Source organism: Burkholderia sp. Bp9012, assembly GCF_003853825.1.
Taxonomy (GTDB): domain Bacteria; phylum Pseudomonadota; class Gammaproteobacteria; order Burkholderiales; family Burkholderiaceae; genus Burkholderia; species Burkholderia diffusa.
In genome coordinates, this window is the sequence record NZ_QTQA01000003.1 from 104,752 (window position 1) to 119,151 (window position 14,400).

The window sequence follows — 14,400 nt, forward strand, 5'->3', positions numbered from 1 at the left end:
TTAGTTCAAAAATTCTGGAAGAAAATGTCTCCCATTGCAGTTGCCCAGCACCTCCGACCGACCGCTGGACATGGGCAGCCCTCGACACTCGGTGGGAGACATTTAGTTCCAGAGACTGTGACCCTGGTGTCCGAGGTGACCTTGCCCCGCCGAGTACACCGTTCGTAAGTTAATGGTCTCGCCGGTTTTCGGTTGATGCAATTGCCCGAATTGGTCCGGCGCCAATTGCCCCAACGCACTATGCGGACGCACCGAGTTGTAGTCGCGCGCCACGCTTCGATTCGCCTGCGTACATCGTCGAGACTGACGAACGCATGCTGATTCAAACACTCTTCACGCAGTCGGCCGTTGAAGCTCTCGATGTGAGCGTTCTCCACCGGTTTGCCGGGCCGAATGAACTGCGGTTTTACGCCGTGCTCGTGTGCCCAGGCGTCGAGCGCCTTGCTGACGAACTCCGGGCCGTTATCCACCTGAATCAGATTGGGTCGCCGTCCTCGCTGCCGCGACTGCTCGAGCACACGCGTCACGCGAACACCCGTCAGCGAGAAGTCGACCTCGATGTGCCAGCACGCCCGGTTCCACAAATCGATGATGGTCAACATTCGAATGCGGCGGCCATGCACCAGCGCGCAGCCGGTGCAACGCCGCTTTGCGAAGCCCCCTAACGCTTCGACGAGCGCCCGCGCGGTGCCGCCTTCGCAGTCGCAATCGGTGAGGCTTGCGTCGACGCCAGTGCCGTCCGCTTGAACCAGGGCGAACCAAGCGTGGCCGCGCTCATGTCAGCCGCAGAGGCGAGCAACAGCGGTGCGAGCTCTTTCAGCCGGGATTCCGGCAAGCGGCTTGTCGGGCCGGCGAGGCTCACGATGCCGACTACTTCGTTCGTCACGGGATTACGCACCGCTGCCGCGATCGACGTCATACCGATCTCGTACGTCTCGATCGCCACGCCGTAGCCGCGCTCGCGCGCACCCTTCAGGTCCTTCAGGAATTGCTGGATGGTCTTCGGCGCGCGCGGCACGTTCTGCGTCTTCGCGCTGAGCCCGCCCTGCTTCGACACCAGCTCGATCGCGCGCTCGTCGGGCAGCGTCGCGAGCCATGCCTGGCCGCTCGCGGTGCAATGCAGCGGCGGCTGGCTGCCCATGTCCGGGTCGTAACGCAGGCCGGATTTCGCACCCTGCGCCTTGCCGACGAACGTGATGTGATCGTCCTCGACCACACCGAGCCGCGCCAGTTCGCCGGACGACTCTGCCAGGCGATCGAGCACCGGCTGGGAAATGTCGAACACCCCGCTCGTCGACAGGTAGATCAGCGCGAGCGACACCAGCTTCAGCGCCAGCATGTACTCGCCGTGCTCTTCATCCTGACGCACGAACCCTTCATCGATCAGCATCGACAGCAGGCGATGCGTACCGCTGCGGGGAATGTTCAGCGTATCTGCAATGGTGGCCAGCGGCATGCGGCCGCCGTTCTTTGCCAGCAATTCCAGCACTGCGAGCGCACGCTCGAGGTTTCCTGCCATGGCGCCTTCTCGTCCGTATGGTGAATGTCAAATAAGAACATAATTCCATACTGGAATTCAAGCGAATTTGCGCGGCGCCGAGACCGTGGCCGCGGCGCCGCGCCCGCCATCAATGGCCGGCCGCCCCGCTCACGGCCACGAACGTGCCGCGATGGCGCGCGCCCTTGAGCAGCACCGCTGCGCCGCCCACGGCCGCCGGCACCGCAAGCGCCGCGAAGACCTGGCCGAAGCTCCAGTTCGCATGGAGCATGGCCGCGCCCAGCATCGCGCCCGCAATGCCGCCGAAACGGCCGACGCCGAGCATCCAGCTGGTCCCGGTGGCCCGCATCTCGGTCGGATAGGAGCCGGCCGCCAGCGCGCAGAAGCCCGTATTCGAACCGTTCATGCAGTAGCCGATGCCGAACGCCAGTACGCAGATCACCGTGAACGGATGGGCCGACACGCCCATGTACCAGGCAAGCGCGCCGCCGGCGAGCACGGTCGCGCCAAGCGCGGCGTGCGGATTGAAACGGTCCATCTGCCAGCCGATCAGCAGCGAGCCGACCGTGCCGCCCGCCTGGAACAGCGCGCCGACGATCGCGGCCTCGGCCAGCGAAAACCCGAGCCCGCGGATCAGCGTCGGCAACCAGTTGCCGAGCAGATACACGGTCAGCAAGCCCGCGAAGTAGCAGATCCACAGCATCACCGTGCCGAACGCATGTTCGCGCGACAGAATCGCGCGGACGGGGCTGCGCGCATCGCGCACCGGCTCGGCCGACACGAAGCGCGTGCGCGCGTCGGCAACGCCGGGCTGCACGCGGTTCAGCACGCCGATGAGCCGTGCGCGGCGCTGCTCCGACAGCGCGAGATAGCGCGCGGATTCCGGCAGCCATTTGACGAGGATGGGCACGTACGCAATCGGCAGCACGCCGCCGAGCAGCAGAACCGAATGCCAGCCCCACGTTTCGATCAGCCACGCGCTCACGAAGCCGCCGCCTGCCGCACCGAAGGTGAAGCCGCAGAACACGGCCGTCACCATCAGCGCGCGCCGCCGCGGCGGCGCATATTCGGCCATCAGCGTGGCCGCGTTCGGCATCGACGCGCCCAGGCCGATGCCGGTCAAAAAGCGCAGCACCGTCAGCGACACCACGCCCGTCGCAAACGCCGACGCAATGCTCCAGAGGCCAAAGAACGCCACCGCGCTGACCATCACCGTCTTGCGGCCGAAGCGGTCGGACATCGGGCCGGCCGTGAGCGCGCCGAACGCGAGACCGAGCAGGCCGCCGCTCATTACCGGCCCCAGCGCGTCGCGCGGAATCGACCACGCGCTGGAAATCGACGGCGCGATGAAGCCGATCATCACCGTGTCGAGCCCGTCGAGCATCACGGTCAGCATGCACAACAACAGCACGAGCCACTGGAACGCGCCCACCGGCCGCGTATCGAGAAACTGTTGAACGTCGAGCGAGCGCGCGTCTTTCGATTCGCGATCCTGAATAGTCTGCTTCGGCTTTCGGGCCGTCTGCGAGGAAGTCATGCTGATGTCTCCGGAAATGTTGTTCTTGTCGTCGTGTCGAATGCCCGATCCGCGCGCCGGCACGATGCCTGGCGCCGATCGGGCCCGTTGGGTCGCGAAGGCGACCGGCGTGTGCTCAGGCCGGCACGGCCGCCGCGTCGATCACGGCAACGGTGGCCTCGCGCAAGCGGCGCGCCCGCTCGACGGCCGGCGTCGTCTTCGCCCACGCTTCGTTCGGCACCTCGACGCTCACCGGCAAGTGAGCGGGCAGCGCGCGCAGGATGCCCGCGAGATCGAGGCCGCCTTCGCCCGGCACCATCCGCGCGCAGCGTGCCTGGAACAGCAGCGTGTCGACGTCGGTCGGCCGCTCGGCCGGCGCATCGCAGAACTGCACGTAACCGAAGTACGCGTGCGGCAACGCCCGCAACGCGTCGGGCGACGAACCGGCACGATCGAAGTGGATCGGGTCGACGATCAGCCCGGTGTTGCGCCGGCCGCACGCGTCGACGATGCGCGCCCCGGCGCCGATGTCCTTCACGTCGGTCCACGGCATCGGCTCCAGCGACGGCAACAGGCCGAGCGGCGCGGCCAGGTCGCACAGCCGGCCGAGCCGGTCGATGGTGCGCGCTTCGTCGGGATCGTTGCCGGCCACGAGGACGTAGCGCGCGCCGAGTTCCGCCGCCGTTTCGAGCATCGGCAGGTAGTGCGTCACGTCGGTATCGGGCTTCAGCCGCACGATCTCGACGTCGAGCACGCGCATGCCGGTATCGCGCAGGACCGCGAGCGTTTCGCGCTTGAGCCGCGTATCGCCGATGATCTCGTGGCGAACCTCGGTGTCGGTGGCCGGCAGCAGTCGCAGGCCGACGTAGTCGTAGCCCGCGTCGACGGCGCATTGCACCATCTGCGGCGGACTCAGTTCGAGCACGGTCAGCGCCGACAGCGACAGCGCGCGGGATTGAGGCTGGGTCATATCGTCTCCTTGAGCGTCATGGCGTAACACGCGGCAGGTTCAGCGCAACGGCGAGAACGGCGCGGGCACGCAGATCGTCGACTCCATGGTCGTGAGATGAGCCGGGCCGCCCTTCGGCGGCCAGATGCCGTCCTTGACCGCCTCGGCGCGAATGCGCGAACGCTCGTCCACGCTCGCATACGGCCAGATGTTCAGGAAGCGCGGCGTATCGCCGTCGAGCGCATACATCGCGCCGACCAGCGGCGAGCGCCGGGTGCGCTCCGGCACCGCCTGTTCCCACACATCGATCGTGTGCTGCAGGCTGCCGAGCTTCGTGCCGTACACGCGCATCTCGTAGATGCCGCCGTGCACGGCCGGTTCGATCGGCGGCAGGAACGGGAACAGCGCATAGCTGGCCGTCTTCACGTCGATGATGGATTCGCCGCAGCCGAACGGGTTGCCTTCGAGCAGCATCCGCTTGCGCTCGCCGACGAGCGCGGCCTCCGATTCATAGCCGCGCAGCACCAGCACCTGGCCGAGCGTGCCGATGTCCGAATACCACGCGCCGAGCAGCTTGCCGCCCTGCGGATCGCCGCTGGCCTGAATCCCTTCGAAGACCTGCGCGTTCGCGCCGATCTTCACCGTGAGCGTCACTACGTCATACAGTGTCATTGCATTGTCCTCGAGGATGAATCGATGCCGGCACGCGCGGGTTCGGGCGCGGCGTCGGCGAGAGAAAGGCCGGCGAGATAACCGAACGTCATCGCCGGACCGAGTGTGATGCCGCCGCTGGGATAGCAGCCGCCCATCATGCTGGCCGAATCGTTGCCGACCGCGTAGAGGCCGGCGATGACCCGGCCGGCTGAGTCGAGCGCGCGTGCATCGCGATCGGTGGCCAGGCCCGCGAACGTGCCAAGGCTGCCGGGCAACAGCTTCACCGCATAGAACGGCCCCGCTTCGATCGGCGCGAGACACGGGTTCGGCTGCTGGTCGGCGTCGCCCTGCACGCGGTTGTACGGTGTCGAGCCCTTGTGAAACGCCGGATCGCAGCCCTGCTTCGCGTACTGGTTGTAGGCCGATACCGTGTCCGCCAGCGAGGCTGCGTCGATTCCGCATTCGCGCGCGAGCGCATCGAGCGTCGCGCCGCGCTTGAGATAGCCGGAGCGCCGGTACGGGCCGGTCGGGAACGGAAACGGCTTCGAGAAACCGAGCCCGTAGCGCCGCTGAAAGCGATGGTCGCAAACGAGCCACGCGCACACTTCTTCACCGGCCGGCGTCGTGTCGAGCAGCGCGGAAATGAAGTCGTGATACGACGACGCCTCGTTCACGAAGCGCTTGCCCGCGCACGTCACCGCGATCACGCCCGGCTTCGCACGCTCGATCAGATGCGGAAACGCGACCGCATCGCCGCCCGGCTGCGGCACCAGCGAGACGGGCGCCCATGCGGCCGGCGCATCGAGCGACCGGTCGAAATGCGCGCCGATCGATTCGCCGAGCCGGATCCCGTCGCCGGTATTGCAACGCGGCGCCGCCGACCAGTGTTCGCGGCCCGACGGCGTATAGGCGAACGTCTGCGCGCGCCGCGTCTGATCGTGCGGGAAACCGCCGCAAGCCAGCACGACGCCGCGCGCCGCGCGCACCTCGTGCACGATGCCGTCGATCGCCACGCGTGCGCCGGTCACGCGTGCGTCGTCGCGCACCAGGCCGATCGCCTTCGCATTCGTGCGCAGGTCGACCCCGCGATCGGCCGCCGATTTCAGCAGGCGCGCGACGAGCGCATTGCCGTTCACCAGATGCATCGAGCGCCCGTAGCGCAACTTGTGCCACCCGAACGCGGCCAGCCGGCGGCCGACATGCAGCGCCGACTTCAGCGAGCGCGTGGCGCGATAGAAATGCGCGAGATCCTGGCCGGACGCGAGCGCCATCCCCTTGAGCGTCGTCACCGACAGCGGCTCGCGCAACCGGTCGATCAGCGGGCCCAGCTCGCGACCGTCGAACGGCATCGCGCAGACCGAGCGCCCGCCCGTGCCGGCACCCGGCGTGGTGTGGAAATCGGGAATGCGGTTGCCGTCGACGAAGCGCACGGCCGTGTTCCGCTCGAAGAATTCGACCATCTCCGGGCCGCGTTCAAGCAGCGCATCGGCCTTCGCCGCATCGAACTGCGCGCCCAGTTCGTTTTTCAGATACGTGCGCGGCACCTCGATGTCCTCGCGAATGCCGGCCCGCGCCGCGAGCGGATTGCGTGGAATCCACATCCATCCGCCCGACCACGCGGTCGTGCCGCCAAACACGGCCTCCTTCTCGGCGACGATCACGCGCAGGCCCTGCGCCGCCGCCGTGACCGCCGCTGCGAGGCCGCCCGCACCGGAGCCCAGTACCAGCACGTCGCAATCGAGTATCGGTTCACGCTTCATGTTCAATCTGCCCGTTCAGTGTCTCCAACGCCGGATGCGACCCGATCGCGACGTCTGTGGAATATTCTTTCGAAGTGAAATACTATTCCACTAAATCGGGTTTAGCAAAGACTTTAACGAAAGGGAGGCAGCGCAATGCGAGTACTGGTAACGGGTGGCAGCGGTTTTCTCGGCGCATGGATCATCAGGAGGCTGCTCGTGCGCGGCATGGAATGCGTGAGTTTCGACGTGCGCACGAACCCGCGCCTCGTCGAGGCGCTCGCGCCAGAGCGGGCCGCGGCCGTGCAGTGGCGCACCGGCGACATCGCCGACGCGGCCGCCACGGCACGCGCATTCGACGGCTGCGACGCGGTGATCCATCTCGCGGGCATCCTTACGACGGACTGCGCGGCCGATCCCGTGCGCGGCGCGCGAGTCAACCTGGTCGGCACGCTGAACGTATTCGAGGCCGCCCGCGCGTCCGGGATGCAACGCGTGCTCTATGCGAGCAGCGCCGGCGTATTCGGCCCCGACGACGGCGCCGTGCCGCTACCGCAAACCCACTACGGTGCGTTCAAGCTGGCGTGCGAAGGATCGGCGCGCGCGTACTGGCATGACCACGGGATCGCGAGCGTGGGCTTCCGTCCGCTCGTCGTCTATGGCGCCGGGCGCGAGACCGGATCGAGCGCGGGGCCGAGCCTGGCGTGCCGGGCGGCCGCGCGCGGCGAGCGCTACACGATTCCGTTTACCGGCACGACGGGCCTCGTGTTCGCCGACGACGTCGCCGCCGCCTACGAGGCCGCGCTGCTGGCCGAGATCGACGGCGCGCACGCGTTCACGCTCGCGGGCGAGATCACCCCGGTGAACACGCTGATCGAGCGGATCGCGGCCATCGTGCCGGGTGCGCACCTCGATGCCGGCGGGCCGCCGCTGCCGATCGCGACGGCGTTCCCCGACGACCCCGTGCTCGGGCGCCTGCTGCCCGGCCTGCCGCGGACCGCGCTCGACGACGGCCTGCGGCAGACGGTGGCGTTCTACCGGCGCCAGCGCTAGGCCGGTGCACGCCCCCGCGGCTATGCCGCGACGTCCGCGGGCACAATGCCCGTACGCGTCGCGGCCGCACGATGCACGGCGAGCGTCGCCGCGAGCGTGCGCGCGGCGTCGTCGGCCGAACAAAGCGGCGCCTCGTCGCCCGCGATCACCGCCGCGAAGTGGCGCAACTGCTCGTGATACGGATCGGCGCCATGCGGCGTGCAGCGCTCGACCGTCAACGGATCGTGCCAGCCCTTCCCGCTGCGGTATTCCCACAGATCGAGTTGCGGCAGCGTGAGCGAGGCATCTGTGCCGATGAGGAAATGCGTGTTCACCTGCTGGCGCGGATAGTGCGAGGCCTCGCCCGCCGCGAGATCCCAGTTCCAGGGTGACGCCGCGCAATCGGACACGGCCAGCGTGCCGAGCGCGCCGCTGTCGAAGCGAAGGAGCACGGCGGCCGTGTCTTCCACGTCGAAGCCGCGCACGCGATTGGACGCCTGGGCCTGCACCTCGACGATCTCGCCGAGCAGGAACCGCATGATGTCGATGTCGTGGATCAGGTTGATCAGCACGGGGCCGCCGCCCGCGCGACGGCGCCACTCGACCTCGAAATACGCGTCGGGCTTGTAGAAGGTCGCGAGCGCATTGGCCGCGACCGGCTTGCCGAGCCGCCCCGACTGCACGATCTCTCGCGCGCGCCTCAGGATCGGATTGTGGCGGCGATGGTGGCCGACCAACAGCGGCACGCCGGCTTCGCGTGCGGCGCGCCCCAGCTCGGCTGCCGCCGCGACGCTGTCCGATACCGGCTTCTCGATCAACGCCGGCACGCCGCGCGCGATGCACGCAAGGCCGACCTCCACATGTGTCGCATTCGGCGTTGCGACGATCGCGCCGTCCGGGCGCACCGCGTCGAGCATCGTCGCGTAATCGGCGAACCCGCGTACCCCCTCGGCACGCGCGAACTGTTCGGCCGCCGGCGATGGATCGGCGATCGCCACCACTTCCACCTGCGGATGCGTTCGTGCGCGCTCCACGTGCATCCGCCCGATTGCGCCTGCACCGATCACTACCAGCCGTCTTCTTGCCATCGCTTCATCTCCGTTGTTCGGGGCGTCCGCATCGCGTCGAGTCGTTCGCATTCCGGACCGACCGGGTGAATACCCCGATTTATTGAAATCTCCTTTGATTGTTGAATGCTATTCCACTTCAAACCAGAATTCACGAAAAAATTCGACACGTGTCGCGCGGCCTGCCCAAGGACCGCGCGGAATCGACCTTGACCAGGAAACAGGAGGCCAGACACATGACTGACCAGCACGAGCAGAACGACACCCTTTCCAGCCACCCGGCGGACGCGCCCGACAGCCCGGCGTTGTCGCGCCGCGCGTGGCTCGTCACCGCGGGCAAGGCGCTCACGGGCGGTGCGGCGGCGCTCGCCGCGCCGGCGATCGTGCGCGCGCAGGGCGAGCAGCCGCTGAAGCTGGGCCTGCTGATGGCCAAGCAGGGCGTGTGGACCGAACAGGGCGAGGTGATCGCGAACGGCGTGAAGCTCGCGCTCGACGACGCGGGCAACCAGGCGCGCGGCCGGCGCGTCGATCTCGTCTGGTACGACGAACCGAATCCGCAGTCGGCGCAGCAGAACATGCAGAAGCTCGTCGAGCAGGACAAGGCGATAGCGGTGATCGGCGGCACGAACAGCGGCACGTCGCTGGCGATGTCGTCGGTCGCGTGGCGCACCAAGACGCCCTACATCGCACCGAACGCCGCGGCGCGCGAGCTCACCGGCAGCAGCTGCAACCCGTACACGTTCCGCGTGCTGAGCCCGACGCCCGTCGCGTGCCGCGCGCTCGCGCCGTCGCTGCTCGCGATCGGCAAGAAATGGCACTTCCTCGTCGCGAACTATGCGTACGGGCAGGACATCCAGCGGGCGATGTCGGACTTGCTGAAGCAGTCGGGCGGCTCGATCACCGGCGCCGACGTCACGCCGCTCAACACCACCGATTTCAGCTCGTTCATCCTGAAGATCCGCCAGTCGAAACCCGACGTCGTGCTGCTCGGCCTGCCGGGCGGCGACCTGTCGACGTTCCTGAAGCAATACGCGGAAATGGGCATGAAAGGCCGGATCCCGGTGGCGTGCCCGATCATCGGCGACTCGGATCTGTGGTCGATCAACGCCGATGCGGCGACCGGCTACTACGGCAAGCCGTGGCATTTCAGCTCGCCGGGCCATTCGCCGGAAGAAGTCGCGTTCGTCAGGAAGTACACGGCGAAGTACGGCAAGCCGCCGGCCGACAAGGCCTGGATCGGCTGGTTCACGGCGCGCGCGCTGCTGCAGGCGATCAACCACGCGAAGAGCACGTCCGGAGCGGACATCGTGCAGAGCCTGGAAACCATTCAGCTCACCGACGGCAGCGGCCCCGCGAATTTCCGCCCGTGGGACCACCAGCTGCTGCGGCGCTGGAGCGTGTTCAAGGTGAAGGACCGGATCGCGGACAAATGGGACTGGCTCGACCCGATCTCCGTCGTGCCGCAGAACCCCGCCGAGCTCGACCGCCTGTTCGGCACGCGCCAGGAGATCGGCTGCCGGATGGCCGCGCGCTGAGCCCGCGCGCCGCCGCTGCGGCGGCGGCGCCCGAATCGACACGGCCCCAAGCGTATCCCGCGCGCGTCGCGGCCCGCCGCTCGCCCGTCACCACGCGGCGCGGCGCGGCGGCGGCGGGCCGCACTCTGGAGTAAGGGCATGGCTGAAATGTTGTTGTCCCAGGTCGCCAACGGACTGGTGCTGGGATTCCTCTATGTATTGCTCGCGATCGGACTGTCGATCATCTGCGGGCTGCTCGGCATCGTGAATTTCGCGCATGGCGCGCTGTTCGCGCTCGGCGCCTATTTCGCGATCGCGCTGTCGACGCAGTTCGGATGGGTCGCCGTCGTGCTCGCGCCGGTGCTCGTCGCGGCGGTGGGCGTGCTGATCGAACTGGTGTTCATCCGACGCCTGTACGGCAAGGAGCCACTGCTCGGCCTGATCGTCACGTTCGCGCTGTCGCTGCTGCTGACCGCGCTGGTGCGCCTCGTGTGGGGCGCGGGCGGCCTGCCGTTCAGCCCGCCCGAAATGCTCAACGGCTTCCTCGTGTACGGGCCGCTGCTGATCACGAAGTACCGGCTGTTCGTGCTCGCCGCGACGGTCGCGATCCTCGTCGTGCTGTGGTGGTTCATGAACTACACGCCGTACGGGCGGATCCTGCGCGCCGGCAGCCGCGATCCGGAAATGGTCGGGCTGCTCGGCATCAACCTGCCGCGCGTGCTGACCGGCGCCTTCGCGCTCGGCGCACTGCTCGCGGGCGCCGCCGGCGTGCTCGCCGCGCCGCTCGTCACGGTCACGCCGGGGATGGCGACGACCGCCGTGATGCCCGCATTCGTGATCGTGACGATCGGCGGGCTCGGCTCGTTCGCCGGCGCCGTGGTCGCGGGCCTGCTGGTCGGCATCGTGACCGCGCTGGCCGTCCAGTTCTTTCCGGAGGGCTCGTCAGTCGCCATGTACGTGCTGATGGCACTCGTCCTTCTCGTCCGCCCTCGCGGGCTGTTTGGTGAACGCTGGGAGCGCTTCGAGTGAAACCCGACTATCTGACCCGCCACCCTGTCGCGGTGCTGACCACCGCACTCGTCCTCGTGTCGCTCGCGCTCACCGCGACCGGCACGCCGCTCGAGCGCGCGACCCAGATCGCGATCTACACGCTCTACGGAATGGGCGTGAACCTGCTGGTCGCGTACACGGGCCTCGTGCCGTTCGGCGCATCGGTGTTCTTCGGCACGGCCACGTACCTGGTCGCCGTGTCGCTGCTGCGCGTGCTCGGCAACGAGCTGCTCGCGCTCGCGGCCAGCGTGCTCGTGACGACCGTGCTGGCCGCGCTGATCGGCGCGATCGTGTTGCGCCGGCGCGGGCTGTACTTCTCTTTGCTCACCCTCGCCTGTTCGCAGATCGCATTCGAGATCGCGTTCAAGTGGACGGATGTGACCGGCGGCGAAAACGGCCTGCAGAACGTGCCGCGCCCGACTTTCCCGACGACCGTCGGCTTCCACGTGTTCGCGTGCGTGACGGTGATCGCCATCGCGTATCTGCTGTGGCGCCTCGTGCACGCGCCGTTCGGGCGGGCGCTGCAGGCGTTGCGCGACAACGAGCAACGCGCGGCGAGTCTCGGCTACGACACGTATCGGCTCAAGCTGCGTGCGTTCGTGATCTCGGCCGCCGTGATCGGCTACGCAGGCGGCCTGCTGTGCCTGATGCTGCAAGGCGCATACGCGAACAACCTGAGCTGGGAGCACGCGGGCGACAGCCTGTTGATGACTGTGCTCGGCGGCGTCCACCAGTTTCTCGGGCCGCTGTGGGGCGCGATCGCGTTCATCCTGCTCGAGGACAAGCTCAGCAGCCTGACCGAGCACTGGTGGCTGATCTTCGCGCCGATCATGATCGCGTTCGCGTTCTTCTCGCCCGAGGGCATCCACGGCATCGTGCAGCGGTTGCTGCGACGCCCGCGCTGGACCCTCGTGCGCGACACGATTCCCGCGCGTCCCGACACGATCGCGCCGTATCGCGCCGGCGGCATCGACACCGATTCCGACAAGCCCGTGCTGAGCGTGCGCGGGCTGTCGAAACATTTCGGCTCGCTCGTGACCGCCGAACAGATCGACCTCGACGTCCATCCGCGCCGGCTGCACAGCTTCATCGGCCCGAACGGCGCGGGCAAGACCACGTTCTTCAACATGCTGACGGGCGTGCTGTCGCCGACGGCCGGCACGATCACGTTCGACGGCCGGGACGTGACGAAGCTCGCGATGTTCCGCCGCGTGCGGCTCGGCATGAGCCGCTCGTTCCAGATCCTCAGCGTGTTCCGCAACCTCACCGTGTTCGAGAACGTGCGCGTGGCCGTACAGGCCGCGCAGCACGATCGCCTCGGCATGTGGCGCGACGCGCACACGCTCGGCGAACAGAATGCGCTGACCTGGTCGCTGCTCGCGGCGGTCGGGCTGGACGATCGCGCGGCGCACGGCTGCGAAAGCCTGTCGCATGGCGAGCAGCGCCTGCTCGAAATCGCGCTGTCGCTCGCGACCCGCGCGCGCCTGCTGCTGCTCGACGAACCGCTCGCGGGGCTTGCCGAGGCCGATCGCGTGCGCGTGGCGGCGATCATCCGCGAGCTGGCCAACCATCATGCGGTGCTGCTGATCGAGCACGACATCGATCGCGTGCTGACGATCTCCGATCGCGTCAGCGTGCTCCATCGCGGCCGGCTGATCGCGGACGGCTCGCCCGCCGAAGTCGCGCGCCATCCCGAGGTGGTCGAAGCCTATCTCGGCCACGCGAAGGGCGAGCGGCCGGTCGATGCGCGGCTGGCCGCACGACGCGGCGCGCAGCACGAAGAAGCCGCGCCGGCGCGACGCCCGCTGCTGCGCCTCGAAGGCGTGAAGGCCGGTTACACCGGCAACACGATCCTCGACGGCATCGATCTCACGCTCCACGAAGGCGAAGTCATCGCGATCCTCGGCCGCAACGGCGTTGGCAAGACGACGACGTTGCGCGCCGCGACCGGCGTCGCCGAAGTCACGGCCGGGCGCATCGTGTTCGACGGCCACGACATCACCGGGCGCCCCGCGCACGAGATCAATCGCCTCGGGCTCGCGATGGTGCCCGAAGGCCGCCGGCTGTTCCCCAACCTCACGGTTGCCGAGAACCTGCGGCTCGCCGCGCGCAAGGGCGGCGCGAGCGTCGACGAAATGTTCACGCTGTTCCCGCGCCTCGCGGCGCGCAAGGATGCGCGTGCCGAACACCTGTCCGGCGGCGAACGGCAGATGGTGGCGATCGCCCGCGCGCTGATGGCGCCGGCGAAGGCCATCCTGCTCGACGAGCCGTTCGAAGGGCTCGCGCCCGCCGTCGTGCAGGAAGTGCTCGACGCGGTCGTCAAGCTACGCGAGCGCGCGAGCGTCGTGATCGTCGAGCACCAGGCCGACATGGTGCTGCCGATCGCCGATCGCGCATACGTGCTCGTCAACGGTCACGTCGCGCACGAAAGCAGCGCGGTCGCGCTCGAACAGGACCCCGCCACCCAGGCGAAATTGCTCGGCATCGTACACAACGAAGCCGGTTCCACCCAGGAGATGAAAACAGCATGATTGCCCCCGTGACCCCGACCACCCCGGTTTCGCTCGACGAAGGCCTGAGCGGTGCGACCCGTGTCCACTTCATCGTCGGCGATCCGATCGCGCAGGTCCGTTCGCCCAAGGGCGTGACGGCCGCGCTGCGCGAGGCCGGACTCGACGCGCTGGTCGTCCCCGCGCACGTCGCGCCGGACGATCTCGCGGCGTTCTTCGCGGGCATCACGCCGATGCGCAACGTCGACGGCGTGATCATCACGGTGCCGCACAAGTTCAGCGCCGCCGGGTTCTGCACGAGCCTGTCCGACGAAGCCGCATTCCTCGGCGCGGCCAATACGCTGCGCCGCACCGCCGACGGTGGCTGGCACGGCGGCATGTTCGACGGCACCGGCTTCGTCGCCGCGCTCGGCGACGCAGGCTGCGACCTGCGCGGCAAGCGCGCGCTGCTGGTCGGCGCGGGCGGCGCAGGCTCGGCGATCGGCCATGCGCTGGTGATGGCGGGCGTCGCGTCGCTCGACGTGCGCGACAACGATGCCGCCCGCACCGCGTCGCTGGTCGACCGGCTGGCGACGCTGCAACGCGGCACGGTGCGCGTCGCCGCCGCGGACGTGGCGCCCGAATCGTTCGACGTGATCGTCAATGCGTCGCCGATGGGCATGCGGGCGGACGATCCGCCGCCCGTCGACGTATCGCGCGTGCCGGCCACCACCTTCGTCGGCGACGTCGTCACGAAGCCGCCGCTCACGCCGTTCATCGAAGCGGCGCGTGCCCGCGGCTGCCGAACCGTCACGGGCACGCAGATGTTCTCGCGGGTCTGTGACCGGATGGTCGCGTTCCTGATCGATACCGCCGCCTGAGCGCGTGCGGG

The 14,400-nt window shown here is 68.3% G+C and carries 12 protein-coding genes; 5 read left to right on the forward strand and 7 right to left on the reverse strand.

The window, feature by feature from the left end:
- Positions 1 to 5: 5 nt before the first annotated feature.
- The 6 genes from DIE11_RS37505 to DIE11_RS04685 all read right to left on the reverse strand — a co-directional run bounded on the left by DIE11_RS37505 (position 6) and on the right by DIE11_RS04685 (position 6,377).
- Positions 6 to 602, reverse strand: coding sequence for an integrase core domain-containing protein (locus DIE11_RS37505; protein ID WP_124621837.1), 597 nt, complete (start codon positions 600 to 602; stop codon positions 6 to 8).
- A 59-nt stretch (positions 603 to 661) separates the two neighbouring features.
- Complete coding sequence (locus tag DIE11_RS04665; RefSeq protein ID WP_059600127.1) at positions 662 to 1,519, reverse strand: IclR family transcriptional regulator; 858 nt, start codon at positions 1,517 to 1,519, stop codon at positions 662 to 664.
- 109 nt (positions 1,520 to 1,628) lie between these two features.
- A complete protein-coding gene (locus DIE11_RS04670) occupies positions 1,629 to 3,035 on the reverse strand; it encodes an MFS transporter (protein ID WP_124621839.1) in 1,407 nt (468 codons plus the stop codon).
- Positions 3,036 to 3,150: 115 nt separating this feature from the next.
- Complete coding sequence (locus DIE11_RS04675; RefSeq protein WP_124621841.1) at positions 3,151 to 3,984, reverse strand: sugar phosphate isomerase/epimerase; 834 nt, start codon at positions 3,982 to 3,984, stop codon at positions 3,151 to 3,153.
- Between the two features lie 39 nt (positions 3,985 to 4,023).
- Positions 4,024 to 4,635 carry an NIPSNAP family protein gene (locus tag DIE11_RS04680; protein ID WP_059600129.1) on the reverse strand — a complete coding sequence of 204 codons (612 nt, stop codon included), beginning with the start codon at positions 4,633 to 4,635 and terminating at the stop codon, positions 4,024 to 4,026.
- Entirely contained in the window at positions 4,632 to 6,377 is a 1,746-nt protein-coding gene (locus DIE11_RS04685) for an FAD-dependent oxidoreductase (protein ID WP_124621843.1), read from the reverse strand. Before DIE11_RS04685 ends, DIE11_RS04680 begins: the two co-directional genes overlap by 4 nt.
- Positions 6,378 to 6,512: 135 nt before the next feature.
- Here DIE11_RS04685 and DIE11_RS04690 point away from each other — a divergent pair, with 135 nt between their 5' ends.
- The gene (locus DIE11_RS04690) at positions 6,513 to 7,409 is read left to right on the forward strand and encodes an NAD(P)-dependent oxidoreductase (RefSeq protein ID WP_124621845.1); all 897 of its coding nucleotides are present in this window, start codon (positions 6,513 to 6,515) and stop codon (positions 7,407 to 7,409) included.
- A 20-nt stretch (positions 7,410 to 7,429) separates the two neighbouring features.
- Here the strand turns inward: DIE11_RS04690 and DIE11_RS04695 are convergent, their stop codons facing one another.
- Positions 7,430 to 8,476 carry a Gfo/Idh/MocA family protein gene (locus tag DIE11_RS04695; protein ID WP_124621847.1) on the reverse strand — a complete coding sequence of 349 codons (1,047 nt, stop codon included), beginning with the start codon at positions 8,474 to 8,476 and terminating at the stop codon, positions 7,430 to 7,432.
- Positions 8,477 to 8,691: 215 nt separating this feature from the next.
- Between DIE11_RS04695 and DIE11_RS04705 the strand changes: the two genes are divergently transcribed.
- From DIE11_RS04705 to DIE11_RS04720, 4 genes are all read left to right on the forward strand, one after another.
- On the forward strand, positions 8,692 to 9,990 hold the full coding sequence (locus tag DIE11_RS04705; protein ID WP_124621849.1) for an ABC transporter substrate-binding protein: 1,299 nt from the start codon (positions 8,692 to 8,694) through the stop codon (positions 9,988 to 9,990).
- Between the two features lie 138 nt (positions 9,991 to 10,128).
- A complete protein-coding gene (locus tag DIE11_RS04710; RefSeq protein WP_124621851.1) occupies positions 10,129 to 10,998 on the forward strand; it encodes a branched-chain amino acid ABC transporter permease in 870 nt (289 codons plus the stop codon).
- Positions 10,995 to 13,550 (forward strand): branched-chain amino acid ABC transporter ATP-binding protein/permease, encoded by a 2,556-nt coding sequence (locus DIE11_RS04715; protein WP_124621853.1) that lies wholly within the window; start codon positions 10,995 to 10,997, stop codon positions 13,548 to 13,550. The genes DIE11_RS04710 and DIE11_RS04715 overlap by 4 nt, the downstream gene beginning before the upstream one ends.
- A complete protein-coding gene (locus DIE11_RS04720) occupies positions 13,547 to 14,389 on the forward strand; it encodes a shikimate dehydrogenase (protein ID WP_124621856.1) in 843 nt (280 codons plus the stop codon). The genes DIE11_RS04715 and DIE11_RS04720 overlap by 4 nt, the downstream gene beginning before the upstream one ends.
- The last annotated feature ends 11 nt before the right edge of the window (positions 14,390 to 14,400 follow it).